Source organism: Vreelandella sulfidaeris Esulfide1, assembly GCF_054072535.1.
This window is the reverse complement of the sequence record NZ_CM133364.1, coordinates 1,179,690-1,204,509: the sequence shown is the minus strand read 5'-3', so window position 1 is coordinate 1,204,509 and position 24,820 is coordinate 1,179,690. Positions and strand designations below refer to the sequence as shown.

Below are 24,820 nucleotides of genomic sequence, written 5' to 3'. Positions count from 1 at the left end.
TATTTAAATTTAAAAAATTAACTTAAAGAAAAAGTACGCTATTTACTTTCCGCGTCTAAACTTTCACGGACTCTGCAAACAAGTTCAGCAAAGAATGCCATCATAATCCCCGCTATGCCGCCAAATACCAATGCCAAAATCATAATTAAACTGCGGCCGGTACCAGCAGGTTCAAGGCTTTGCACTGACACCTGCACAACCTCACCTTCGCTTAACTGAGTGAGATCTTGCCGTATATCGGCCAAGCGTTCCGTGTAGCTAGCGGCCAGTTCACTTCCCCATTCGGTACTGGTCTGCGCGACGGACTCCAAAGTAGCTTCAGTGTTCTGTAATTGTTGCTCAAGGGCGGCCTGCTGCCTCTCAAGACGATCACCTTGCTCTTCCATCATGCGAGATAGCAATGCTTCATGCATCTGAGCTACCAATTCATGATTGTGCGTACTCGCTTCCGAATACAAACGGACAAGCAAAGTGTCGCTAGGATTATCTGCAGTCACTTCAAAGGGTAGACTCTCCAATCCTGCCGACTCCCTGAGTTTACGCGTCTCTGATCCAATATAGAGGCTATTAACCTTAGCCAATACGGAAGCTGGTGTTTCCAGGGCACGTCCGGGCGCCTCTTCTACCACCTGATAAATTGAGACGTATTCATAGGAGCGCTCTGTTAGCAGCACATAGGCCAATGCACCAAGCACAATGACAAGAAAGACTAACACCATGGCTTTCCAGCGTTTGACCAGAATCTTAGCAAGATCAACCAAGGAAATTTCGTCGTTTGAAGGGTAGCGCTGCGGCTCATGAGGAGGAGATTGATTCATGCTATTTCGCCAGTAAGGGGTAATCAAAATAAAGGCACGCTACCGCCCGGGGATATTCCGGACGCCTTCCCGTGCCCTTTTTAGGTATATGCCTCATGCTTTAATTTAGCTAGTCAGCTAATTATTTGTGCATGCTGCAGTTGTCAATTGATCGATATGATACATTTTCTTAATGATAGGCACTACGTGAACAAGTGCTAGGTTCTTTGTTGTCGTGGGTGATACTTTGTAGATGACCAATCGCCCAACAAGCTGGCCTCCTATAAAGGCTTGGAGTCCACCCTTTTTTAGCACTGCTTTCCAGCGGCTATCGCGCTGCCCTCACAAAAATACAATAAGGGTTGAGCCGACCTTCTTGCTAATTGCAGATTAGCGTCTAAAGGTTGTGGGCGGTAGCGGTGACCACTTCTGAATCACATCAAATTTTTAACTCTACCGCGCCTATGAGCAGGGTATAAATAGCGGAGACTCTCATAACTCTGCTTCTTAAAAACCTTTCAGGCACGCTACCGCCCGGGGATTTTTCTGGACATTCCCCGGGCCCTAGCCTTAATTAGCATTTGGCGCACAGGCGGCGCCTTTTACTGCATGGCTTACTGCGTTCGGTCACTGCGATTTTAATAGAATGCCCATTGGCCGCACGGTTAATGATGCTCTTGGTTTAGCTCATCCCAACGCAAGGAGGGACATGTACCTTTACGACAGCTAAGCCAGCGCAGAACGCGCGCAATGGTACCTTATCCAGTGTAAGCGGGGCGAGTCTTTCTGCCCCTCTACCTGGTCGGAAAGCCAAGGTTACGCTGCCCTCCACCCGCTCCAATTCAGCACAAACGGCGTAGCAGGCCATCAGCAGGTGAAGCCTCCAATATGTACTTACAGTAGCCGTAAAAGACAAAGCCGCCGAAGAGTGTGGTCTTCAGCGGCTCTATCGAACGCTGGGCTAGCTACTTATAGCAGGCGTCGCTTATTTATACACAGGCAGACGCGCGCAAACCTCAGCTACTTTATCCAGCACCTGGGCTTCAATAGCGCTGGTGTCTTCGCCTTTGGCCAGTACGTCGAGAATGTCGCAGATCCAACCAGCGAGTTGGGTACACTCTTCTTCACCGAAGCCGCGCGTGGTTACCGCCGGGGTGCCGATGCGCAGGCCAGAGGTGACGAACGGGCTTTGCGGGTCGTTAGGCACGGCGTTCTTGTTCACGGTGATGTGGGCACGGCCTAGCGCCGCATCGGCATCTTTACCGGTGACGCCCTGTTTGATCAGTGAGAGTAGGAAGAGGTGGTCTTCGGTGCCGCCGGAAACGATGTCGTAACCGCGTTCGATAAACACCTTGGCCATTGCCTGGGCATTTTTGACTACCTGCTGCTGGTAGGTTTTGAACTCGGGCGCCATGGCTTCTTTGAAGCACACTGCTTTAGCCGCGATCACGTGCATCAACGGGCCGCCCTGGCCGCCGGGGAATACGGCTGACTGAAGCTTCTTCTCGATATCGGCGTCGTTTTCGGCGGAGAGAATTACGCCACTACGCGGGCCGCGCAGGGTTTTGTGCGTGGTGGAGGTGACTACGTGGGCATGGGGCAAGGGGCTTGGGTAAACACCTGCCGCAACTAAGCCTGAGACGTGGGCCATATCGACCAGTAAGTAAGCGCCCACTTCGTCAGCGATCTCGCGGAACTTGGCCCAATCGACGATTTGTGAATAGGCTGAGAAACCGGCGATGATCATTTTGGGCTTGTGCTCACGGGCAAGCTGGGCCACTTGTTCGTAATCGATCAGCTCTTGGTCATTCAGGCCGTACTGGATGGCATTGTAGTGCTTGCCCGAAAAGCTCGGCTTGGCGCCGTGGGTCAGGTGGCCACCGGCATCCAGGCTCATGCCTAGAATGGTGTCGCCTGGCTTGACCAATGCCTGGAAAACGGCGCTGTTGGCTTGCGAGCCGGAGTGCGGCTGTACGTTTACGTAGGTCGCGCCGAACAGCTCTTTAGCGTAATCGATCGCCAGGTTTTCAGCGATATCGACAAATTCACAGCCGCCGTAGTAACGCTTACCGGGGTAGCCTTCAGCGTATTTATTGGTCAGCTGGCTGCCCTGGGCTTCCAGTACGCGGGGGCTGGCGTAGTTTTCAGAAGCAATCAGTTCGATGTGGGCTTCCTGGCGCGCCACCTCTTTCTGCATGGCATCAAACAGCACATCATCGAATCCGGCAATTGTCATATCGCGGCTGAACATCGGCGGGCACCTCGTAACGAGAAAGGGTCATCATGGGAGAAGCGAGGCCGCTATCATAACGCAGCCTGAGGCGACTTTCATCGCATCCGCGTCAGGTCGTGCATGAGCGTGCTTCATGTTGAGCCAGCCATTAAATGCTGACCGAGTGGACAGTCATCACAGAAGATTAGTTACCTTTAACTCGCAACCCATTTGCATTTTCTTTCCTGTTAAAAAATACTGTATATTCATACAATACTTTAAACATCAGGATACCGACAATGCCGGGCCAACTATCTCACTTTACCCCCGCCTTGCCGTTAAGCGCCCAGCCGTTGCCGCATTTAACTTTTTTAGGCCGCGCGGGTTTTAGCGGTTTTCCTTCGCCTGCGCAGGATTACGAGCCGTGCACGCTGGATCTCAATACCCGGCTGGTCAAAAACCCCACCGAGACGTTTTATGTCACCGCCACCGGCGACAGCATGGAAGGCTGGGGTATTTTTGAGGGTGATTTACTCATCGTTGACCGTGGTATTGAGCCGCGCCTGGGCCATATTTTGGTCGCGATGCTGGAAGGCGAAGCGCTGATTAAACGCTACGCACTTTACCAGGGCACCCCACATCTATGTTCAACCCATCCGCACTACCCGCCCGTTCCTCTTGAGGGCAGCGACTGCCAATTATGGGGTGTGGTGCGTGCCGTGGTGCACGAGTACTTACGTTGAGCTAAGGAAGAGTGATGATCGGATTAGTCGACGCCAATAATTTTTATGTCAGCTGCGAGCGCGTTTTTCAGCCCCACCTGGAAGGCCGGCCCGTCGGCGTTATGTCGAATAATGATGGTTGCGTCATCGCGCGCTCAGCCGAATTGAAAGCGCTGGACATTCCCATGGGCACGCCAGCTTTCAAGCTTGAAGGGCTGCGCCAGCGCGGCGAGATCCATCTGCTCTCCTCTAACTATGAGCTTTACGGCGATATGTCGGCACGGCTAGCCCAATTGTTGCGTGACGCCTGCCCAGAGATCGCCCCCTACTCGATTGATGAAATGTTCGTCTACTTAGAAGGGTTAACGGCAGAGCAATGTGAGGCGCTGGGGCGGCAGTTGCGCCAGCGTATTCGCCGCCACCTAGGCTTACCGGTCTGTGTCGGGCTGGCCCCGACCCATACGCTCGCTAAGCTGGCCAACCACCTTGCCAAGCAAGACCCCCACTACGAAGGCGTTTGCCTGCTGAATGGACAAGACCACACCACCGAGGCACTGCTAAAACGCACCCCGGTGGGCAGTGTATGGGGCGTTGGTCGTCGGCTGGCCGAGCGCTTAGCCATCGGCGGCGTCAACACCGCCTGGGATTTACGTGAAAGTGATGAAAAGCTGCTGCGCAAGCGCTTCTCGGTGGTGTTGGCACGCACAGCGCTTGAACTGCGCGGCATCCCCTGCCTGGAGATGAACGCGTTGGATCAACCGCGCCAGCGCATTATGACCTCTCGCTCATTCGGCCAAATGACGGGCGCTTTTACAGAAGTGCATAACGCGCTGCGTCGTCACGCCCAGCGTAGCGCTGAAAAACTGCGCGAACAGCGCAGCCTGGCCCGGGCGGTAATGGTATTTCTTAAAACCAACCGCCATCGCCGTGACCAACCGCAATATTTTCCGCAAGCGCTCATCGCCCTGCCCTCACCTAGCGACGACACCCGAGTGATTCTTGACGCGGTACGCCAGGGGCTTGAGCAGATTCACCGCCCCCGCTATCGGTTTATGAAGGCGGGCGTGATGTTGCTCGATTTAGTGGACGCTGAGCAGTATCAGCTTTCGCTGCTACATCCGCCCACCCGTGATCGCCATCCGTTTTTGATGGCCACGGTCGACCAAATCAATCAGCGCATGGGGCAAGGCACGATCAGTTTTGGTATGACGGATGCCCCAGCGGCTTGGCAGTTACGTTGCGCCCACCGCTCTGACCGCTTTACCACGCGCTGGGATGAGCTGATGAAAGTGGGCACTCACCCCGGCGCGCTGGCCGCCGCCGAGGCGAAGGAAAAGACAAAGCAGCGCGAGCAACAAACCCTAGCCAGTGCGAAGCGCAGAGCGCAGCCGCGGGCTTAGGGTTTCACCCAGCGCCACCATCGCCACCAAAATTGCCAACAGCCACGGCCAATGCGCTGCAAATGAAACTTGATAGACGCCCAGCGCATCGACAAAAATCACCACAATGCCGAGCGGGCTAACGTAGCGCACCATGGTTAGCCATAGTGCATAGGGCAGCGGCGCAAGCCCTAGTTCATCGCGGAAAGTATCGCTCTTCAATACAAAGCCCGCCAACACCACCATGCCCAGGCCACCCAGCGGCATCATCCAGCGTGATGTCAGGTAATCCAGCCAGTCGAAAAAGGTTTTGCCTGCCAGCGTCCAGTCAGCGCCCAGATTAAACGACAACATCGCCAGGGTACTGATTAACCACAGCACAATACCCGTACTCCACGAGGCCGCCGGACGCGAGAGGCCTTTGTTATCACACAGCCAGGAAACCGTGGCTTCGACCATGGAAATTGCCGAGGTCAACGCCGCCATAGAAAGCATTAAGAAAAACAGGCTGCCGAACAGCGTGCCCAGCGGCATCGCCTGGAAGGCCAGCGGCAGGCTCATAAAGATCAAGCCGGGGCCTTCGCCGGGGTTCATACCGTTGGCAAAAATGACCGGAAAGATCGCCAGGCCCGCCATGAGCGCTACCACCGTATCCGCCACGGCAACACTCACCGTGGTGCGGCCAATCGAGGCACCTTTGGGCAGGTAGCTGCCGTAAGTAAGAATCGCCCCAGAGGCGAGAGAGAGCGTAAAGAAGGCGTGGCCAAGCGCTGCCAGCAGGCCTTCGCTGGAAAGGCTGCCCGCGTTAAACGAAAACAGGAAGCTGACCGCATCGCCAAAGCCGCCGGAGAACATGCCAAAGCCAATCAGCACCACGAGCATGATCACCAAGCCCGGCATCATCCAGCTCACGCTTTTCTCAATGCCCTTCTGTACGCCTTTGCCGACAATCAGCATGGTCAGCAGCGTGACTAACGTACTCCAGAAACCCAGCGTCAGTGGGTTGGCGTTATTGGCGCCAAACACTGCGGCCATATCATCGACGCTGCTGCCCGCGAGGCCACCCGTTAGCATTTTCCACAGATAAGAAAACGACCAGCCCGCCACGACGACGTAAAATGACAGGACCATAAAGCCGCAGAGCATGGCCATCCAGCCGACCAGCGACCACGCCGATGCGCGGCCAGACTCATTAACCACACGGCGAATGGCATCCACCGGGCTGCCCTGCCCACGCCGCCCAAAGGCGATTTCGGTCATCATTACCGGTACACCCACGGCAAAAATGCAGGCCAGGTAGACCAGCACGAAGGCACCACCGCCGAACTCCCCGGTGATATAGGGGAATTTCCAGATATTGCCCAGCCCAACCGCTGAACCTGTTGCCGCTAATATAAACCCCCAGCGGCCTAGCCACTGAGTGCGAGGTTGCCCAGACGTGGTCATTTGCCCAGTTATCCTGTCAGAAAAAGGGGCTCATGCTAGAGGATTTCGCGAGCAATGCCCACTAAGTCCCCATTAGCTCCCACTCCTTAGGCATAGACAGTGGCTTTAGCGGCGGCATCCAAACGCTGGGCGGTTTGGTCCACGCGACGTAAACAGGCCAGTAGTACGGCGCCGAGCGTTACAAAGCCGCCTGCCAGCCAAAGCCCAACACCGTAATGGCCGGAGGCTTCGGCCAACATGCCCGTTAGCGCCGGGGCGCAGATTTGCGCGGCACCGTAGGCCAGGGTCATCTGCCCCATTAGCCGCGCGGGGCTTGCCGGATAAAGCCTGCCGGCCATCGTCAACACTAAGCTGACACAGCCAAGAAAGGTGCCGCCGTAAAGCACGGCGCTTAGCAGCACGATCGCCGCATTGGCTGTGATGGCAGGCAGCACGATGCCCACCACTTGAATACCCATGGCGATAATCAATGCACCCAAATAGCCCACCCGGCGGGCGACTAAATCCCACAGCATTACCGCAGGCGCGGCGGCTAATCCGGCCAGGGCGAAGGTCCAATTGCCCATTCCCGCCAGCAGCGGCTCACGCTCGACAATCGCCACCAGAAAGGTAGCGCTAATCACATAGCCGTAGCCGGCGCAAAAATAAGCAGCCAGCATCCAGCGCATAAAGGTGCGGGTGGGTGGCATCGCCGCTTGAGCATTTGCCGTGTTCGCCCCCACCACCGGTTTTTCCGGGCGCGGCAGCCACCGCCAGGCAGGCACCAGCAGTACCACCCCCAGCAGGCTAAAGCCCCACCACTGAGTCTGCCAGCTAAACGATAGCTGCAGCATCATTTCAACCGCGACCGCTGCGACAATCATGCCCAACCCCACGCCGGCAAAATGAATGCCTAACTCGCCGCGTTGACGATGTTGGAGTAACCAGTGAAGGATTAGGCCGGAGGCCAGGAGCATGGAAGCACTGCTGGAAAGACCGGCCAGAAAACGCAGCCCCGCCCACAACCAGAAGTGTTCAGTGAGCGCCATGCCCGCGGTGGTGAGTACCGCCAGCACGAGCCCACAGCGAAATAGCGTATCTTTGATGTAAACACTGCGAATAGAAGCGGCCAATACAGCGCCCAACATATAACCGGCGTAGTTGAGCGCCGCCAACCAGCCGCCATCGGCGTCACCCATCCAGGTTTGCTGCTGCATCACCGGCAGTAACGGCGTATAGGCAAAGCGGGCGATACCCACACACAATATCTGGCTAAAAACGCCCGCCAATAGCACTCTAAAGCGCTGGGAACCTAGCGTTGCTGCGGGCATCGGGCTGCTCCTTAAACACTGCTTTTATTATATTAGCTAACGCTATATTGATTAGCGCGCATACAATTTCATGCATAGTAAGGTGTTTTGGACAGCGCGTCATGACCACCTAGGTCGGGGGGCTAGGCTTGAGCGGCCGGGCTAAAGAGTTACCTCCAGGCTTAATAGCAAGAACGAGAGCGTTTTGCCATGGCCATCCAAATTGAGTGCGCCGTTAACGCCGCCTTGCAGCACATCATCGATCACGAAGTTCATGCCCGCCAAGTTAGGCAAGGGATAACACCGCACCCGGCTGGCGCCACGGTGGGCAAACAGCGCCAGCACTCGCTCTTCGGTGACCTGCTCCAGCAAGGTGGCATAGTGATCCGCGTCATAGGCAAACAGCGCCACGTTTAGCCGCTCGCCTTTATCACCCGCACGGGCGTGGGCGAGTTGATGAAGTGAAACCGACGTGAGCGGACGCGCTGCGGTCGGGGTGTGTTCAACTTGCCGCATAGCGTTCGCTCCTGTGGGTATTCTGAGCCGACGGCTCAAACAGTGTGGCATGGGCATGAATGTCGCTGCGCTTTACCAGGTACGAAGCGGTAAACACCCGCCGCTGGAACTGACGACGCACACCGCCGCCCCCGGCAGGCCCGGCACAATAAAGCGCCAAAAGCTCTTGGGTGGCACGCGCCACCCAGCGTCGCTCGCTGTGTTCGGCCGCTAGCCGCAGCCGGTAATCACCGCTGGTGGAAGGCGCGGTGCTTTGCTGAAGCTCGCCGCTATCGCTATCGAATACGCTGGCCAGGCCGATGATATCCAAGCGGGTTCGCAGCTCAGCGGGGGCACGGAACACCAGCCTCTCGCGCAGTACCTGTGCGGCAAGTTGCGCCCGTGCCAGCGCGTTGGGCCCGGCGTAAGAAATTTCCGCCTCGCCCTGCCAACCCCCTTCGTAGCACACAGTGGTCTTTAACCGTTCCGGCGCGGGCTTGCCGCGAATGCCGGTAACCGACACTCGATTAGGCGCCAGTTGGCGTACTTCAGCATGGGTGAGATCCACGGTGACATCCGGCGTCAGGTAATTAGCCGGGTCATGGACTTCATAGAGCAACTGCTCTTTCACTGTTTGTTCGGTGACACAGCCGCCGGTATTGGCGGGCTTAGTAATGATCAGGCTGCCATCCTGCTCTACTTCGATGATCGGATAGCCCACCGTAGCGAGGCCAGGCACGTCTTTAAAGCCTGGATCGGCAAAATAGCCGCCGCTCACCTGGGCGCCACATTCGGCCAAGTGCCCGGCCATCATGCCGCAGGCCAAGCGGTCCCAATCGTCCCATCGCCAATCAAAATGGTGCATTAGCGGGGCTAAAAACAGTGCTGGGTCCGCAACACGCCCGGTGACTACCACGTCGGCCTGCATGGCTAACGCCTCAGCCAGTGCCTTGGCGCCCAAATAGACATTGGCGGAAATCAAGGCGTCATCGCTGGGCATCTCTAGCCGTTCGGCTTCCCATCGCTGTAGATCCAGGCTGTGCAGTTGCTGGCGGATATCATCACCATGCACCTGGGCAATGCGCACATCGGCACGGCCCAGTTGGGCGGCCAACTCCGCAATCACCTGGCAGGCGCCACTGGGGTTGGCGGCACCAAAGTTGCCTAGAATTTTGATGTCGTGATCCAGGCAGTCGCGTAGCACCGGCGCCAGCAGTTCGTCTAACAGCGGCTCAAACCCGCTTTCGGGGTCTTCACGCATTGCCCGGTGGGCAGCGGCCAATGTGCGTTCGCCCAGGGTTTCAAATACCAGCGCGGCGGGTTGCTGGCGCTTGATTAACTCTGCCACCACGGCCACGGCCGCATCGGTACGGTCACCGGAGAAGCCCGCACCACTGCCAAGCAAGAAACTCATAGCTGTGTCTCCTTGGCTTGAATTGAAGAATGGCCGCCGGAGACTGACACCGGCTCGTCATCCAGCAGCGCACGGCGGCGTATAAACAGCCCAATGATCAGGGCGAGTGCTGCGAGCGTCGTCAGCCAGCCGGGCGTTAGTGCAAGCCCAATCACCGCGATCAGTGCCAGCACATCGATGACGCGCTTGCCTGTCATGGCGACACGCGACATCAGTGCGGCAAATGCCACAACAAACACGACGCCTTGGCAACTGGCCAAGACGATATCCAGGGCAGAGCCAAAGCCCGCCAAGGCTGGGTAGATCAACAGCAGGAAAGGTATGACATAGATCGCCGCCGCCAAGCGTACTGACTCGACTGCCGCAGGCAGCCAGTTGGTATCGGCAATGCCCGAGGCCACGAAGACCGCAATACAGACAGGCGGCGTAATCACCGAGAGCGTGGCGAAGTAGAAAACGAACAGGTGGGCGATTAACGGCTCGACACCGATGGTAGTGAGCGCTGGCGCCAGCACTGAAGCCACCAACACATACGCCGCGGTGGTGGGTATGCCCATGCCCAAAATTAGGCACACACCGCCAACGATAAAGGCCACCAGGAAGAGCGATTCGCCGCCAACCGTGACGATCAAGCTGGCCAGCGTTACGCCGATGCCGGTCATACCGATCATCGCCACCAGAATCTGCGCCCCGGCCAACAGCACGCCGATAATCACCATGCCTTTACCAGCATCGACCAGGCCCGCCACCAGTTTGCCCAGTATGTCACGCAGGGGCATTTTGGAAAGCAGTGCAAAAGGCACAAAGGTGAGCACGGTCATCAGGATGCCGTAAAAAGCGGACATTTGAATCGAACGACCGCTCAGCACGCCGTAAAACAGCCCACCCAACGCCGCCAGAATGGGAATAAGCCGCTCAGGGCGTATCACGTCTGCCCAACTGGGCAGCTCATCATCGGGTACCACCTGTAGCTGACGGCGCTTGGCCACTAGGTGGATGGTGACAAACACGCCCAGGTAGAACAGGATCGCTGGCAGCAAGGCCGCCAAGGCGATACGCAGGTAACTTTCACCTAAAATTTCCGCCATGATAAAGGCGGCCGCGCCTAAGATCGGCGGCGCGATTTGGCCGCCGGTCGAGGCCACTGCTTCTACCCCCGCCGCGAACGGGCGTGGGTAGTTCAAGCGTTTCATCATGGGAATGGTGAAATTGCCGGTGGTGGCGACATTGGCCACCGCGCTACCGCTGACCATGCCAAACAGCCCGGAAGCGACCGTGGCCACTTTGGCCGCACCGCCCGGCGAACGACCACTGATACGCAGCGCTAAATCCATAAAAGTATTTCCGCCTCCGGTGTGCAGGAGTAAACAGCCGAACAGCACGAAAGCGGCAATGGTGGTGGCGGCAACGCCCACCAGCATGCCCCACACGCCTAGATCACCCAGGTAAATGGTTTCGGTCATGTAGTAGAGATCAAACCCCCGGTGGCCGAGCGGCCCGGGGATGGCCGCGCCGAACCACGCGTAAGCTAATCCCGCTAACACCAGCAGGGGGAAAATAGCCCCAATGGCGCGGCGCGAAAGCTCAAGAATTGCCACCAGCAGAACGCCGGTTAGCAGCATATCGCGGGGCGTTGCCCAGGGGAGTTCGACGAGAATTTGTTCGTGGTTAAGCGCCACATAGCCGCAGGCGCCTACCACACCGACTGCCAGTACGACATCGATAACGATACACAGCGGGCGCCAGCGCTTGCCGTCACCCAAGGGGTACACGGCAAGCCCTAGCAGGATGACCAGCGCGAGAAAGATACTCCGCTGAATCAAGCTCTCGAACGGCCCAGTGGCGGAGGTATAAAGGATTAGCCCGCCCAACAGCAGCGCCAAGCCTTTGGTGACTGTCTCACGCATGATCATCTTCTCCGAATGGCCTTACTGAACGGGCTGCAAGGCTTCAGGGATGTCGTACCCCTGCTCTTCGAAATAGCGCGCCGCACCGGCATGCAGTGGCACGGTGCCAACTTCCAGGGTCATCTTCGCCATATCGGCATCTTTCATTGCGGCAAAGGCGTTGACCTGCGGTTCGGGGTTCTCCATCACGGCTTTGACGATTTGATAGGCGGTCTCTTCATCCATATCCGGGTGCGCGTGAACGGCAACCCCAAACGCCCAGGTGGTATAAGCGGGAATACCCTCTGCCGCGCCCTCAGGCACATCGACAATCGCCACGTCGGGCATTTCGCTGCGCAGCGTATCGGCCTGTGTTTCATCGAGAGACAGTACGCTGATGGGGGTGAACGTCGCGATATCCATTGAGGAGCCATCCAAACGCTCGCCGACCCCTGACTTCACCGAGCCCATCACCCGGCCATCTTTCATGGCGTCGACCATATCGGTGGTGGAACCACGCACGTAATCTGGCTCGATACCGAGGGTACGCATGACCGCTTCGGTGGTTTTCTCAGTGGCTGAGCCGGTGATACCGGGGTTGAAACGCACGCCCTCCAGGTCGGCGAAAGTCTCTACGTTGGCATCCTGGCGCATCACGGCGTTCTGTGGCGCGACGGTGTAGACCCATAGCAGGCGGTTATCGACCGGGCGGCCCTCAAAATCTTCCTCACCGGCATAGGCGTGATAACCGGTATTGGTCGTGACCAACCCCATATCGATCTGGTCGCGCCCTAAACGACGTAGGTTATCCACCGTGGCGCCGGTTTCAGCCACAGAGGAACTGACGCCTTCGACCTGGTTGTTGATGATCTGGTTAACTGCGACAAAATAGCTGTAGTGGCTGGAGGAGCTCGAGGTAGAACCAATCAGCAGGCGCTCATCGGCATGGGAAGTGGCAGCAGCCAGCACCGCGGCGCTTGCCACCATGGCGGTAAGTAGCGTTTTCATTGTGTCTCCGAAGCTCGCGAAGCGAGCCATTGTTATTGTAGAGCGGTTTTTTATTTAAAACGGTGATCGCGAAGCTGATTGCACGCGATAGAAGCAGCATGGTCTGCCAGTTCTGTTTTGTATATTGAATAGTTTTTATTTTATGTTTTACTTTATAAATGAATCCCAGCATCCAGCAGCTTCGTGTTTTCGTTGCCGTCGCCCATTCGCGTAGCCTTGCCGAGGCCAGCGAGCGAGTGCACCTTTCCCAACCGGCCATCTCCATTGCTCTGCGTAAACTAGAAGAAAATGTGGGCGGTGCGCTATTTGCCCGCACGACGCGCCAGCTTGCCCTCACCCCGGAAGGCGACGCTTTCCTGCCGGTTGCCGTGCGGCTATTAAATGATTGGAACGAAGCTTTTGAGGATCTCAACGACCAGTTTTCCAAACAGCGCGGCAAGGTTACCGTTGCCGCGCTGCCCACGCTGGCTGCAGGGCTGTTCCCGCGAGTGATTAAGCGTTTTCATGAGGCGTACCCGCGTATTAATCTCAGCCTGCACGATGTGCTGGCCGAACAGATCAACCAAATGGTACGCGAGGGTCGTGCCGATTTAGGGCTTTCTGTGCCGCCAAGCGATACAGATGATCTTACGTTTGAGCCAGTGCTCGAAGATAGCTACGTTGCCGTTTGCCCCAGCGGGCATCCACTGTTGGCGCAAACCGCAGTTGCCTGGAGCCAACTTGCCGCCTATCCGTTTATTGGCATCAATCGCCTTTCCAGCTCGCGCCAGGATATCGACCGCATTATGCAGAGTATCGATGAGCGGCTGGATATCCTGTGCGATGCGCGTCAGATCGCCACGGTAGGTCGTATGGTGGCTGCCGGCCTAGGTATTAGCGTGCTGCCCTCGCTTAGTTTTCGACAAATAGCCACCGATGGCATTGAGCACCGCCCGCTGGTGGAGCCCACTATCCGCCGGGAGTTAGGCATTATACTAAGCCGCCGCCACCCTCCTTCCGCCGCCACTAGCGCTCTGCGCCAACTGATTCATGATTATGAATGAGGCGCTTCCTCTACAAGCCAGGAAGGAATCTGGCAGACTAGAGGTGATCAACACCCACCTTAATGAGTGAGCGAATACGATGAGTGATACTGCAAAACCCTGGACACAACCGATGCCCGACGCGCAGTTCAAGCTGATGCGCGATATTCTTGCTGCGCCAAGCCCTGTGGGCCTCGAAGCCGCCATGACGTACGGCGTACTCAAACCACATTTTGAAAGCTTTGCCCCCAGCGGTTGGCAGTTGCACCAGTTCAAGGGCAACGCAGGGGTTGTGCTGGACACCCACCCCGGCCGCGACGATATGTTCAAGGTCATGCTGATCGGCCATGCGGATAAAATCCGTATGCAGGTGCGCTCGATTGGCGAAGATGGCAAGATCTGGATCAATACTGATTCTTTCTTACCCACCGTGCTGATCGGCCATGAAGTGAAGCTGTTCAGCGAAGACCCGGAAGCCCCTGGCAGTTACCGCTGCATTGAAGGCGGCACGGTAGAAGCATTGGGCGCCATTCACTTCTCAGATCCGGCGCAGCGCGATGGCAGCAAGGGCATCAAGAAAGAGCAGATCTATCTAGACCTGCAAATTCATGGCGAAAATAAAAAGCAGCAGGTATTGAACCTGGGTGTACGCCCGGGTGATTCAATTATTTTTGACCGCCCTATCCGCCCGGGTTTTAGCCCCAACACCTTTTACGGCGCTTACTTGGATAACGGCCTGGGCTGCTTTGTGGCTGCTGAAGTGGCGCGCCTTATCGCCGAAGCGGGCGGTACGAAAAACGTACGTGTGCTGTTTGCCATTGCCAGCTACGAAGAGATTGGCCGCTTTGGTAGCCGCGTCATGGCCGGCGAGATGAAACCTGATGCCCTCATCGGCGTGGATGTGAACCACGACTACGTGGCCGCGCCTGGCATTGGCGACAAGCGCATGCAGCCGTTAGAAATGGGTAAAGGCTTCACCATGTCGGTGGGCTCTATTGCCAGCGAGCAGCTCAACCGGATTATCGCCACCGCCGCTAAAGAGCAGGATATCCCGCTGCAGCGCGATATTGTTGGCGTCGATACGGGTACCGATGGCATGGCGGGTGTGCTGGCGTCTATTGACAGCGCCGCCACCTCGATTGGCTTCCCCATCCGCAACATGCACACCATCTCCGAAACCGGCCATACCCAGGATGTGCTGGCGGCTATTCATGCTCTCACCCATACGCTACAAGCCATGGATGCCCTGCCAAATCTAGCGCGTGAGTTCCTGGATAACCACCCGCGCCTGGATCAAGCAAGCCCACTCACCCATCAGGGTAGTGATAAACCTGATAGCGAAGAGAGCGAAAGTAAAAATAAAACAGAAGATTAAAACGGAAGAATAAAACAAACGTATAATTTAAACAAAACGCATAAAAAATAAGCCCCAGCCATTCCTTGGCTGGGGCTTTATTACAACTTCCTCTTTCTCCACAAACATCCTGTTTGTGTTTCCTTGAAGCATTAAGCCATCCTAGCGCTGTCTTCCCTGAAGCCACCTCCATGTGCTTAATGTGAAGAATGCGCTTTTTAAAAAAGACCTTAACTAACCTAGGTTATTAACTAGTAAAATAATTTTTTAGTTATAAAAAATAGTTTTTATAACATCGATTTAGTGTACTCATTGACGTTTATTTATACCTAGCGCGTATCGCTAACGTTGCTTATAATTTAAAGAAGCAACAGCTACAAACTTCTACACGGATGTTACCACGCTTGTACTACCATTAACCCTAGCGTTAGGAGATCAGCGTGCGAGATATTATCATTAGTCATAAGGTGAAGGGGTTGGATGTCACCTGTCGCCATTGTGGCAACGCAGAGTCACCCAAAACCCCACATTTCAAATACTTTCGCTTAGAAGGGACAGGCAAGGACAGCACCACCTTACGCTGCCTTAATTGCCGAACGGCCATTGAGATCCCGCTGAGTGAGCTAAGTTCACTCTACTATCACTACGCGTGCTAGTTAAATACATTTAACAAGCATACTTAAGAACCAAGCTGCTCGCTAAAAGGAATGGCTAATTAAGAAAAAATGTTTACTTTTTAATAAGCAATAATCTAACATATTTAAAACGTCATGATCGTTTAACACATATGTAATATTTTCGCTAAAAAAAAGCCCAGCCATTCCTTGGCCGGGCCTTATCCAGTCTTCCCTGATCGTGCACCACAAACATCCTGTTCGTGCATCCTTGTGCTACTCAAGCAATCCTTGCTTGCTCTTCCTTTTCACGATTTCCCTTCGCTGTGTGCACACTGTGCGCTTTATAACGGTGTGTTTATCTAACCTGTGATATGTAATGGTAAAAAAAATTATTTAATTCGGTTATTTTTGTAACTTAAATAAGTTTTTGCCAAGTTCAAAAGATAAAAACCGCTATCTTGTAGGCGTGATTAATTCTCCTTAATGAGAATATTTATGATATCAAAAGCGGGTGGCCAGCCGCCGCGCTGGGCCTTGTGCTGGCTCCCCAAGCATCGGCTGCGAAAGGGTAAGACACCATCGGAGCTGCTCAAAGCAACATTCTAAGCGGCATCCATAGCCCCATCAGTATCATGACGATATTTTCCGTAAGCGATACAAACCCTAGCGGCACATTGCTGCTGCCACCGACACAAGCGCATTTCAACTCGCGCTTATCGACATAAACGGCTTTAAAAACCGAGACGGCGCCCACCGTACCAATAAACAGCGCCAACGGCGCCGCCAGCCAAATCAAGGCACCCGCCAGCATCAAGATCCCAGCCAGTGTTTCAGCGTAGGGGTACACGTAGCTATAAGGGACATAACGTTGCGCTAACAGATCATAGTTAAGGAACATAGTGCTGAAGCTTTCCACGTCCTGCAGTTTTTGCAAACCTAACAGCACCATCGCCGTCGCTACCGCATACTCGGGCATCCGCGCCGCGACCAAGGTGCCATTGGCAGCCCAGCTAACGGCTAAACCAATTAACAAAGCGGTCACAAAAATGGCGACCACCGGCCGATAAGTGACTTCCTTCGCGCTAGACACGCTCATTCCGAGATGCTCCCGCACCTCTTCATAACCTCCAATTCGTTTATCACCTATATAGGTTTGTGGCGTGGTATCTACCTTCTCTTGGGCCTTGAAGGCATCAATTTCATCTCTGGATGTCAACGGGTGGTCGTCAACCTCGTACCCTTTTCGCTTCAACAAATCGACCGTTTTCATACCGAATGGGCAGAGGTGCTCAGCCGTTTTCATGCGATAAACGTGTGCGGTCTCCATGTGGTCGCCTCCTTGTTGCTCGCTTGAAGAAATATTTTAAGAAATAACCTATTTGCTTATAAGGGTAGTCAGGATATGGCCAGTAGCCCACTCCGCTGACCTTTCCCCAAAGGTGCGAAATTGCGCAATGGCGACTAAGCTGTATTCACGTTTACTACTCATAGGAAGAGAAAAATGCCGTCTACTACTACCATCGTCGTTATCGTTGTTGTTGTCGTGGCCGTACTGGGCATTGGCTTCAGCGGCGGACTGCCTTTTTAAAAAGCGCTTGTCGCCCTTATTCAGGCAGCTATTCAGGCCCTTATGTTAGGAATGATGTCAACACCGGCACCTGCTTGCCTCACTTGACTTAAAACGCCCAACCCAGCTATTTCGAACACCACCCTCGCAACTGCTTCCCACTGGTATGAAACCTATCCCACCCCAGCACTCCAGGTGGGAAGCATTGCCCTTTATTGGCTCAAAACGCCATTACTCCACATTGATATAAGCTATTGAACTACACTTATATGAAACGTATTGTTACGCGAAGTTACGTCAGAAATTTCAGCGTTGCTATTTAAATTAAAACTAATTAGCAGACAAGCAGACACAATGTTGCATAGGAGCTTCATTTCTGCCAGATATGGAGTCAAACATGCCAACAGCACATCATCCTCATCATGATCTCATGATTAGCAAATTGGAACTCAGCTTTCCTCTTAATAGCGAGGAAAAACAGGCGCTTCTGGAATTACCCATACAAATAGTCGATGTCAAGTCTCATCAAGACATTGTTAAAATGGGTGATAAACCTAGCCAGTGCTGCTTGCTCCTTGGAGGCTTTTCCTGTGTCTATAAACTGACCCGTGAGGGCAGACGCCAAATAATGACCATGCATATTCCCGGTGATATCCCGGATCTGCAAAGTCTACATTTGGAGGTCGCCGATATTAATATTGCCTCTATCAGCGCCTGCAAAGTCGGCTATATACAGCACAAAGATCTGCATCGTTTATGTGAGCGCTTTCCTCGGCTTACCTCTGCCTTTTGGCGTGAAACATTAGTGGACGCCGCTATCTTCCGAGAGTGGCTGTTGAATATCGGGCAGCGCGAAGGCTATGCACGGATTGCTCACATTATCTGTGAGCTCATGATGCGCTTAAAGGCAGTGGGGTTGGCTGAGGATAGTACGTTTAATATGCCTGTTACCCAGGCGGAGCTTGCTGATGCGACGGGTATGACGCCGGTTCACGTCAATAGGGTTCTGCAGGCGCTTCGTGCGGATGGCTTAATAATCAGCGATAAAAAGCAAATAAAGATCCCTGATTGGGAGAAATTAAAAGAAGCAGGCGAGTTTGATCCCCTCTACCTTCATCTTGATGAAAAAGCGACATCGTAAACTATCCACTAATTCGCCTAAGGTGGCTCCCTGCCGATTAAGACAGTACAGATACGTGACAGGGGGCCTCATTCTTGGCAAGCGTTAGCGCTGGCGGTTTGTCCAGGGTAATGCGATACCCTAAGTAATCACGTTTCCATGGCCGATCAACTGCGCTCTTAGCGCGGTTAACAGCTAATTTAAGTGAGCTGAGATACTCACTCAGACTTTCCATCACTTGCTCCCCCGCACGCCGACTCTTGACGTAAACCTGCACGTCATCGGCATACCGGCAGAAGCGGTGGCCTTGCCGTTCCAGCTCCTTGTCCACGTCATCCAGTAGAATATTCGCCAGCAACGGGCTAAGCGGCCCACCCTGGGGCGTCCCCTGCCTTCGCGGCGTGATCAAGCCATGCTCAAAGGTGCCGGCTTCCAGATAACGACGGATCAGGCGCAGCACTCGCTTGTCCTCAACACGCCGCGCGACCCGTGCCATGAGTACATCGTGATTCACTCGGTCGAAGAAGGCTTCCAGATCAAGGTCAACCACCCAGTAGTGGCCTGCCTCGACATGGGACTTCATGGCTGAAACGGCCTGCTTAACACTGCGTTTAGGGCGGTAGCCGAAACTTGACTCAGAGAAATCAGGATCGAAGATTGGCGTCAATAGCTGGAGCAGCGCCTGCTGGATTAGGCGGTCCGTCACCGTGGGAATGCCGAGCCGTCGGGTTCCGCCTTTAGGCTTGGGAATCACCGCGGCACGGACCGGTTGGGGGGTGTATGTATCAGCCAGCAGTTGTTCTCGCAGCGTTGACCAGTGCTGTTTTAGGTGATCCACCAATGTTTGCACCGTCATGCCGTCGATACCCGGTGCGCCTTTGTTGGCAACCACCCGGCGGTAAGCCCGTTGCATGTTGTGTGCGGCTAACACAGCTTCCATCAGCGGTACTGGCGGCACTGATTTCTGCTCCGGTTCCTCTCGGTGAATGACGGTATTCGTGCCATGTTCTGTTTGCATGCTCGTTCCTTGAGACGTTATCGCCTACTCCTGTGTTTTTAAATTCGAGTCTTGGTTTTTAAATTCGGGTCTTGGTGCCGTAGTTAACCGGCCTTTAGGCAGTATTACTCAATAAACTACCAGGGCCTCGGCTGATGGCCGTGCCTAGTGCACTCGTTAAAAAAGTGCACTCGTTAAAAAGGTGCATGGGTAACATGCACCTTGGGCTTGCTTTACTTAAAGTTCGATACTTAAAGCTCGATACTTAAGGTTCGATAACCCTACTCAGACGCGTTAATCTTCCTCAGACTCTGTGTCTGTCTCTGAGTCCGACTCCGAGTCATTTTGGTTATTCGAATTCAGTATTTCAGCGGCACTCTCGGAACTGACGGTTCCTACAGGCCTAGGAGGCGTTTGATTCCCCCCTCCGCTGCGCTGGCTTGTCGAATTTTGCTGATTGCCGCTTTCGGTGTTGCTTTGGTTCCTATTTGAGTTCTGATTGGCACCCTGATTCGTGTTTTGACTAGCGTCCTGGCTACGAGCAGCATCTTGCATACCCTGTAGATAGCCCTGCCGGTAGCCTCTCACTAGGCCCTGTTCAAGCCCTTCTTGCTTACCTTCGATGTAACCCTGAAAGAAGATGTAGGATTCCTGTTCACTGGCTTGTGATTGACCCTGCCGTTGGCCTCTTTGCTGATCGTTATAGTGGTGCTCATCGGATCTATACTGGTGACGATCTTGATCCATTGATGACTGATTGCGCTGTTGATTTCTGCGCTCGTCATCATTTCCATAGCGATTGCTTTGGTATTGGCGCTGTTGATCTTCCCAATGCCGGTTGCGCTGACGGTCGCTCTGATCGAAGTTATCGCCGTAACGATCGTTTTGGTATTGCTGACCGCCTTGATTATCCCTTGATTGATAGTTCTGTTGATAGTTCTGTTGGTAACTCTGTTGATTTCGTTGGTTATTATCGTAACGGTTATTATCGTTGCGATTATCCCAATCTTGAGCGACGGCCATATTGGTAGCCAGAGCCGTTGTGACAGCAGACGCAATGATCAATTTCTTAAACATAAATTACTCCTAAAGTTTTAGTAACCACTTAACTCAAGGCAGTCGGCATTTATGCTATCGACTTTCTTACTAACGACTGTCTTAATAATGAAGTTCTTACTGGCGTCTCTCTTACGGGCGACCCTATTAAAGGGGACGCTCTTAAAGCATTAATTGCTATAGCGGTTACTGTTCTGATCACGCCACTGGTTGTCTTGATTGTAGCGGTCCTGCTGATTGCGGTTATCCTGGCGGTTCTGATCGCGCCACTGGTTGTCCTGGTTGTAGCGGTCCTGCTGATTGCGGTTATCCTGGCGATTCTGATCGCGCCACTGGTTGTCCTGCTGGTAGCGATCCTGCTGGTAACGGTCCTGCTGGTAGCGGTTATCCTGGCGGTTCTGATCGCGCCATTGGTTATCTTGGTTGTAGCGGTCCTGCTGGTAACGGTCATCCTGGCGGTTCTGATCGCGCCACTGATTGTCCTGGTTGTAGCGGTCCTGGCTATAGCGGTCATCCTGGCGATTCTGATCGCGCCACTGGTTGTCCTGATTGTAGCGGTCCTGATTATAGCGATCATTCTGGCGATTCTGATCGCGCCACTGATTGTCCTGATTGTAGCGGTCCTGATTATAGCGATCATTCTGACGATTCTGATCGCCCCATTGATTGTCTTGGCTGTAGCGGTCCTGATTCTGCGATTGGTTATTTTGATCCCACTGCTGAGCCATTGCAGACCCAGTCGTGGCCAGTGCGGTAGAAATTGCTGCAGTGATAAGTAGCTTCTTAAACATGACCGACTCCTTTTAGTCATTAGATGAAACTAAACTTGGCCTTCGCATCATCTTAACCAAGCTATACAACAATTAAGCTAGTTGGTTTTGGGGTGGATTCAAAGCTGTCTACAGGCAGATATTAACTAATAACGTTTTTATTAAAATAAATTAAAATACAAACCGTATTACATTAAAAATGTTAGCTGTTAAATATAAAATAAACGAAACAACTTATTGGACTAAGTCGTCAATAAAACCACGAGCAAGAGTGAAAAATATAGGGCTGCGTCTAGTACAAAAGGCCTAGGTAGCCGACCAGTGCGTTATAAAGCGCAAATGCTTCGATGTACTGCCAGAACATACGCTTGTCAGACCGGGAGTGGGTACCTCTATCAGCGGCGTCAGCTTGCGCATGTTTACACGAAAGCCACGTAGTTAACGCAATCGTGGTTAACGCAATCGTGTTAAATAAGCTGTTAGGGTTCCTGCCATGGTTTCTTTTAATTTTTGATAATGCGGTCGGCTTGCCCATTCGGTTGAGTCAATTTTCTCGCTCGCGGCGATATTTTGTGCGAAAAGCCGCCGAGTCTCGTCAGCAAACTCAACGCCTTGCACTTCCTGATTGGCCTCTAAATTCCAACGTAGGCTCCAATGATCAAAATTGCAGGAACCAATGGTTACCCAGTCATCTACCGCCGCGTATTTGGCATGAATAAACCGGGAGCTATACTCGTAAATTTTCACGCCTGCGTTCATTAAGAACGTGTAGTGTCGGCGGCCCGCATGAAAAATGGTGGGATGATCATGGTCTTTACCAGCGACTAATAACTGTACGTCAACACCGCGCTTGGCTGCAGCTGCTAGTTTACGTTTAAGACTCGGTGTTGGTAGAAAATAAGGCGTACACAAGCAAATAGTTTGCTGCGCACTTTCGATCTGTTGCAGTAGCGAAAAGCGAATTGCCTGCTGGCGATACCCCCTGCCCCAGATCACCCTCGCGGACGAACCGATGAACCAGGGGTCGAGGCTATATCTGGCGCCTTCGAATGTCGGAGCCGTCTCTGCACCTTTGGTAGCCTGCGACTGCCAAAGCCCAATGACAACCAATCCTGCACAACCGGCCCCTCTATCCGTGCCACCACATCGTACCACTCCCCTAGAAACTCATCGATAATACAGAACCCCCCTGTGAAGGCGACCTTGCTATCCACCAGCAGTAGCTTTCGGTGGTCCCGGGAAAAAATGCTTCCGCGCCGAAAGCTAAGCGGAGGGTTGAACTCTCGTATCACAACGCCCGCTTGCTCTAGTCGTTGTCGGTCTTGTTTGTCGAGCCCTTTTGCGCCATACGCATCGAATAAGACAAATACTTGTACACCCCGATGCGAGGCATCACATAAGGCGCTGATGACACTGCTGGCGAATCTTCCCGACGCAATTAAATACTGTTCAAAAAGAATCGATTCCTCCGCTTCCCCCAAAGCATCAAGGAGCGCAGGTACGTAATGTTCGGCCCCAGGCAATAACTGGATTCGGTTACCCTCTCTCCATGTCGGTTCCATGGGCCCTCCTTTCCGTGTAGTTAGTGAATTTAAAAACCACCTAATGATGAGAAGCCATATATCAGCGGCATAAGCAAACAATTGATAAAAAGATATAGAACATTGCGACCGGTACTTATCTTAACTGTATTGCATAAGTAAGCTAGTAACTGCTTGCGTACTTTCGGCTAAAATACCAAGTTTTCTGCGATCGTAAGTGTTGGTTTTTGCCAATTTATAATGGTCTGCTTAGGCTAGGAACGACTGATGAATCACACAACTTGATATACAGAATTTGATAAACATTAAAAAACAGTTTTCAGCTTGTGTAAGCGATTATCCGTAATATTAACGAGGCTTAAGTTGCATAAGAAGGGAATCAGATATGGTTAATTGGGAGTTGTGGCGGACCTGGGAGATATGGATATCACAAACTAGCTTCCTGAACTTCGCTCTAGTCATAGGTATTTCTGCCGTCAGCTATGTCGCGCTTCGGGTATTGATGAGTTCCGTCCTTGCTCGGATCGTCAACTGGCTATCAACGAGCAAAGGGCGTTGGAGCGACTACGCCGCTGAGATCTTCAAGCACACCAGTCGCCTGCTAATCGCGGCGATGGCTCTTCAAATCGGCCTGGCGGTTGTTGAGTTGGGTCCCGTTTGGGATGCTCGGGTCAGTCATTTATGGTTTTTAGTCCTCGCCCTACAATTCGGCCTTTGGGTCGATGCCGCTATCGCTTATTGGAAAGAGAAAGTTATCCAGGATAAAGCGGGCCAGGATAACCAACTGACAGTGACCATGGTGGCATTGATGTTCCGCATCGTGCTCTGGGCCGTTGTACTGCTGTCGGTACTGGCCAACCTGGGTGTGGATATCACCGCCTTTGTCGCCAGCCTGGGCATCGGGGGAATTGCCATCGCCCTTGCGGTACAGACACTGCTGGGGGATTTGTTTGCATCGGCCTCTATCGGGGTGGATAAACCCTTTAAGGCAGGCCACTTTATTGTTTTTAACGATATTGCCGGGACGATTGAATATATTGGTCTAAAAACCACTCGCATCCGTAGCTTGAGTGGAGAACAAATTCTTTGTTCGAACACTAAGCTGCTCCAACAAACGATCCACAATTACAGCCGAATGAGCGAGCGGCGTGTCGTGTTCAGCCTAGCTATCTCCTTCCGGACACCCGTCGAAAAAGCGCGCGAGCTCCCGCCACTCATCAAACAAGCCGTTGAGGCAGTCGAAAACACCCGTTTCGATCGCGCTCATTTGCTTATGTTTGACGATTACGCCCTGAGATACGAAGTTGTCTATTACGTCTTGAGCGCGGATTACAACCTTTATATGGATATCCAGCAAGCCATTAACTTCTCTCTACTGGAAGAGCTGAGTAACCGTAATATCAAATTCGCAATGCCGGTGCGCGCTCTTGAATTTTTGGACGAGGTTCCTCTGCCCAAGGGGCACGAATTTAATCAAATGGCCGCGATGTCTTCTGATGAGCCAACCTCTCGGCCCAACGAAGGGAGCAGGAAAGCATAGACACCCCGGTCGGCCACGATTACAAAGATAGCCGGCCAACCTGTGACCGAGGTGACGGTCAATTACTCGAGACAGGCGTCAACGGCTCGTCATCGATATCAGGATCATGATGGAAAGTGGCCGCGAGTGTATTGGCCCGCTCTTCTACCGCCGCCGACGTCTTAGCATTGAGAAGAGGAGGGTCAATCTCTACGGTGTTCTTCTCGGCGGTGGCATTGACCTCCAGCTCAAACCTGGGATCGTCATAGCCATAGATGAATTCATGGCGTACCTCATCGTGATCGAGGATACGCAAGCCAGCCTGGATCAACTCAAGACCCTGGCCTTGCACGACAACGTCTTCCTCAGTGTTCGAGATATGTAGCGTCACTTGGCCAGTCCATTGCAATGGCATGTTCTCTCTCCTTAGCGTCGCGTGTACTAAAAAGCATAGCCGTAGCTACCCGAGGGGGGAAGGCCCGTCGGTTCGCCAGATATTCGCCGATCCATACGGTGCCAGCCCCCCAGACCAGATGCACGGCAATCATTCATGACTCACCATAGTCGCGAATGTGGCCAAGCGCCCGACTTGCTGAAGAAACCGACGCC

21 protein-coding genes are annotated in these 24,820 nt (G+C 53.5%); 6 read left to right on the top strand and 15 right to left on the bottom strand.

Annotated elements, in window-relative coordinates; translation table 11 throughout:
* Window positions 1-38: 38 nt before the first annotated feature.
* A complete protein-coding gene (locus tag ACW44H_RS05610; RefSeq protein WP_457507568.1) occupies window positions 39-818 on the bottom strand; it encodes a Wzz/FepE/Etk N-terminal domain-containing protein in 780 nt (259 codons plus the stop codon).
* Window positions 819-1,782: 964 nt separating this feature from the next.
* On the bottom strand, window positions 1,783-3,048 hold the full coding sequence (glyA, locus tag ACW44H_RS05605; RefSeq protein WP_457507566.1) for a serine hydroxymethyltransferase: 1,266 nt from the start codon (window positions 3,046-3,048) through the stop codon (window positions 1,783-1,785).
* A 260-nt stretch (window positions 3,049-3,308) separates the two neighbouring features.
* Between glyA and ACW44H_RS05600 the strand changes: the two genes are divergently transcribed.
* Together ACW44H_RS05600 and ACW44H_RS05595 are read left to right on the top strand one after the other, a co-directional pair.
* The gene (locus tag ACW44H_RS05600; RefSeq protein ID WP_457507564.1) at window positions 3,309-3,752 is read left to right on the top strand and encodes a LexA family protein; all 444 of its coding nucleotides are present in this window, start codon (window positions 3,309-3,311) and stop codon (window positions 3,750-3,752) included.
* 14 nt (window positions 3,753-3,766) lie between these two features.
* Window positions 3,767-5,131, top strand: coding sequence for a Y-family DNA polymerase (locus tag ACW44H_RS05595; protein WP_457507562.1), 1,365 nt, complete (start codon window positions 3,767-3,769; stop codon window positions 5,129-5,131).
* Here ACW44H_RS05595 and ACW44H_RS05590 read toward each other — a convergent pair.
* From ACW44H_RS05590 to ACW44H_RS05565, 6 genes are all read right to left on the bottom strand, one after another.
* Window positions 5,093-6,556 (bottom strand): sodium-dependent transporter, encoded by a 1,464-nt coding sequence (locus ACW44H_RS05590; RefSeq protein WP_457507560.1) that lies wholly within the window; start codon window positions 6,554-6,556, stop codon window positions 5,093-5,095. The genes ACW44H_RS05595 and ACW44H_RS05590 overlap by 39 nt on opposite strands.
* A gap of 86 nt (window positions 6,557-6,642) precedes the next feature.
* A complete protein-coding gene (locus ACW44H_RS05585; protein ID WP_457507558.1) occupies window positions 6,643-7,866 on the bottom strand; it encodes a YbfB/YjiJ family MFS transporter in 1,224 nt (407 codons plus the stop codon).
* A gap of 141 nt (window positions 7,867-8,007) precedes the next feature.
* A complete protein-coding gene (locus ACW44H_RS05580; protein ID WP_457507556.1) occupies window positions 8,008-8,361 on the bottom strand; it encodes an AtuA-related protein in 354 nt (117 codons plus the stop codon).
* Window positions 8,348-9,754 (bottom strand): acyclic terpene utilization AtuA family protein, encoded by a 1,407-nt coding sequence (locus ACW44H_RS05575; RefSeq protein WP_457507554.1) that lies wholly within the window; start codon window positions 9,752-9,754, stop codon window positions 8,348-8,350. Before ACW44H_RS05575 ends, ACW44H_RS05580 begins: the two co-directional genes overlap by 14 nt.
* Entirely contained in the window at window positions 9,751-11,661 is a 1,911-nt protein-coding gene (locus tag ACW44H_RS05570; RefSeq protein ID WP_457507552.1) for a TRAP transporter permease, read from the bottom strand. The genes ACW44H_RS05575 and ACW44H_RS05570 overlap by 4 nt, the downstream gene beginning before the upstream one ends.
* Before the next feature lie 21 nt (window positions 11,662-11,682).
* Window positions 11,683-12,648 (bottom strand): TAXI family TRAP transporter solute-binding subunit, encoded by a 966-nt coding sequence (locus ACW44H_RS05565; protein ID WP_457507550.1) that lies wholly within the window; start codon window positions 12,646-12,648, stop codon window positions 11,683-11,685.
* A 158-nt stretch (window positions 12,649-12,806) separates the two neighbouring features.
* Between ACW44H_RS05565 and ACW44H_RS05560 the strand changes: the two genes are divergently transcribed.
* Together ACW44H_RS05560 and ACW44H_RS05555 are read left to right on the top strand one after the other, a co-directional pair.
* Complete coding sequence (locus tag ACW44H_RS05560; protein ID WP_457507549.1) at window positions 12,807-13,691, top strand: LysR family transcriptional regulator; 885 nt, start codon at window positions 12,807-12,809, stop codon at window positions 13,689-13,691.
* Window positions 13,692-13,770: 79 nt separating this feature from the next.
* Window positions 13,771-15,045, top strand: coding sequence for a M20/M25/M40 family metallo-hydrolase (locus tag ACW44H_RS05555; RefSeq protein ID WP_457507548.1), 1,275 nt, complete (start codon window positions 13,771-13,773; stop codon window positions 15,043-15,045).
* A 1,185-nt stretch (window positions 15,046-16,230) separates the two neighbouring features.
* Here the strand turns inward: ACW44H_RS05555 and ACW44H_RS05550 are convergent.
* Window positions 16,231-16,968 (bottom strand): glutaredoxin, encoded by a 738-nt coding sequence (locus ACW44H_RS05550; RefSeq protein WP_457507546.1) that lies wholly within the window; start codon window positions 16,966-16,968, stop codon window positions 16,231-16,233.
* A 637-nt stretch (window positions 16,969-17,605) separates the two neighbouring features.
* Between ACW44H_RS05550 and ACW44H_RS05545 the strand changes: the two genes are divergently transcribed.
* Window positions 17,606-18,349, top strand: coding sequence for a Crp/Fnr family transcriptional regulator (locus ACW44H_RS05545; protein ID WP_457507544.1), 744 nt, complete (start codon window positions 17,606-17,608; stop codon window positions 18,347-18,349).
* A gap of 37 nt (window positions 18,350-18,386) precedes the next feature.
* Here ACW44H_RS05545 and ltrA read toward each other — a convergent pair whose 3' ends face one another.
* The 5 genes from ltrA to ACW44H_RS05520 all read right to left on the bottom strand — a co-directional run bounded on the left by ltrA (window position 18,387) and on the right by ACW44H_RS05520 (window position 22,713).
* On the bottom strand, window positions 18,387-19,346 hold the full coding sequence (ltrA, locus tag ACW44H_RS05540) for a group II intron reverse transcriptase/maturase (protein ID WP_457507542.1): 960 nt from the start codon (window positions 19,344-19,346) through the stop codon (window positions 18,387-18,389).
* Window positions 19,347-19,619: 273 nt separating this feature from the next.
* Entirely contained in the window at window positions 19,620-20,402 is a 783-nt protein-coding gene (locus ACW44H_RS05535; protein ID WP_457507541.1) for a hypothetical protein, read from the bottom strand.
* Between the two features lie 149 nt (window positions 20,403-20,551).
* Window positions 20,552-21,172 carry a hypothetical protein gene (locus ACW44H_RS05530; protein ID WP_457507539.1) on the bottom strand — a complete coding sequence of 207 codons (621 nt, stop codon included), beginning with the start codon at window positions 21,170-21,172 and terminating at the stop codon, window positions 20,552-20,554.
* A 432-nt stretch (window positions 21,173-21,604) separates the two neighbouring features.
* On the bottom strand, window positions 21,605-22,147 hold the full coding sequence (locus ACW44H_RS05525; protein WP_457508940.1) for a phospholipase D-like domain-containing protein: 543 nt from the start codon (window positions 22,145-22,147) through the stop codon (window positions 21,605-21,607).
* Entirely contained in the window at window positions 22,144-22,713 is a 570-nt protein-coding gene (locus ACW44H_RS05520; protein ID WP_457507537.1) for a phospholipase D-like domain-containing protein, read from the bottom strand. Before ACW44H_RS05520 ends, ACW44H_RS05525 begins: the two co-directional genes overlap by 4 nt.
* 364 nt (window positions 22,714-23,077) lie before the next feature.
* Between ACW44H_RS05520 and ACW44H_RS05515 the strand changes: the two genes are divergently transcribed.
* Window positions 23,078-24,232, top strand: a complete 1,155-nt coding sequence (locus ACW44H_RS05515) for a mechanosensitive ion channel family protein (RefSeq protein ID WP_457507535.1) — start codon at window positions 23,078-23,080, stop codon at window positions 24,230-24,232.
* A gap of 58 nt (window positions 24,233-24,290) precedes the next feature.
* Here the strand turns inward: ACW44H_RS05515 and ACW44H_RS05510 are convergent, their stop codons facing one another.
* Window positions 24,291-24,626, bottom strand: coding sequence for a hypothetical protein (locus ACW44H_RS05510; protein ID WP_457507533.1), 336 nt, complete (start codon window positions 24,624-24,626; stop codon window positions 24,291-24,293).
* Between the last annotated feature and the right edge of the window lie 194 nt (window positions 24,627-24,820).

Bases quoted from the DNA above. Each gene is read 5' to 3' on its own strand.
- ACW44H_RS05610 (WP_457507568.1), bottom strand. From the start codon at position 818: ATGAATCAATCTCCTCCTCATGAGCCGCAGCGCTACCCTTCAAACGAC.
- glyA (WP_457507566.1), bottom strand. From the start codon at position 3,048: ATGTTCAGCCGCGATATGACAATTGCCGGATTCGATGATGTGCTGTTT.
- ACW44H_RS05600 (WP_457507564.1), top strand. From the start codon at position 3,309: ATGCCGGGCCAACTATCTCACTTTACCCCCGCCTTGCCGTTAAGCGCC.
- ACW44H_RS05595 (WP_457507562.1), top strand. From the start codon at position 3,767: ATGATCGGATTAGTCGACGCCAATAATTTTTATGTCAGCTGCGAGCGC.
- ACW44H_RS05590 (WP_457507560.1), bottom strand. From the start codon at position 6,556: ATGACCACGTCTGGGCAACCTCGCACTCAGTGGCTAGGCCGCTGGGGG.
- ACW44H_RS05585 (WP_457507558.1), bottom strand. From the start codon at position 7,866: ATGCCCGCAGCAACGCTAGGTTCCCAGCGCTTTAGAGTGCTATTGGCG.
- ACW44H_RS05580 (WP_457507556.1), bottom strand. From the start codon at position 8,361: ATGCGGCAAGTTGAACACACCCCGACCGCAGCGCGTCCGCTCACGTCG.
- ACW44H_RS05575 (WP_457507554.1), bottom strand. From the start codon at position 9,754: ATGAGTTTCTTGCTTGGCAGTGGTGCGGGCTTCTCCGGTGACCGTACC.
- ACW44H_RS05570 (WP_457507552.1), bottom strand. From the start codon at position 11,661: ATGCGTGAGACAGTCACCAAAGGCTTGGCGCTGCTGTTGGGCGGGCTA.
- ACW44H_RS05565 (WP_457507550.1), bottom strand. From the start codon at position 12,648: ATGAAAACGCTACTTACCGCCATGGTGGCAAGCGCCGCGGTGCTGGCT.
- ACW44H_RS05560 (WP_457507549.1), top strand. From the start codon at position 12,807: ATGAATCCCAGCATCCAGCAGCTTCGTGTTTTCGTTGCCGTCGCCCAT.
- ACW44H_RS05555 (WP_457507548.1), top strand. From the start codon at position 13,771: ATGAGTGATACTGCAAAACCCTGGACACAACCGATGCCCGACGCGCAG.
- ACW44H_RS05550 (WP_457507546.1), bottom strand. From the start codon at position 16,968: ATGGAGACCGCACACGTTTATCGCATGAAAACGGCTGAGCACCTCTGC.
- ACW44H_RS05545 (WP_457507544.1), top strand. From the start codon at position 17,606: ATGCCAACAGCACATCATCCTCATCATGATCTCATGATTAGCAAATTG.
- ltrA (WP_457507542.1), bottom strand. From the start codon at position 19,346: ATGCAAACAGAACATGGCACGAATACCGTCATTCACCGAGAGGAACCG.
- ACW44H_RS05535 (WP_457507541.1), bottom strand. From the start codon at position 20,402: ATGTTTAAGAAATTGATCATTGCGTCTGCTGTCACAACGGCTCTGGCT.
- ACW44H_RS05530 (WP_457507539.1), bottom strand. From the start codon at position 21,172: ATGTTTAAGAAGCTACTTATCACTGCAGCAATTTCTACCGCACTGGCC.
- ACW44H_RS05520 (WP_457507537.1), bottom strand. From the start codon at position 22,713: ATGGAACCGACATGGAGAGAGGGTAACCGAATCCAGTTATTGCCTGGG.
- ACW44H_RS05515 (WP_457507535.1), top strand. From the start codon at position 23,078: ATGGTTAATTGGGAGTTGTGGCGGACCTGGGAGATATGGATATCACAA.
- ACW44H_RS05510 (WP_457507533.1), bottom strand. From the start codon at position 24,626: ATGCCATTGCAATGGACTGGCCAAGTGACGCTACATATCTCGAACACT.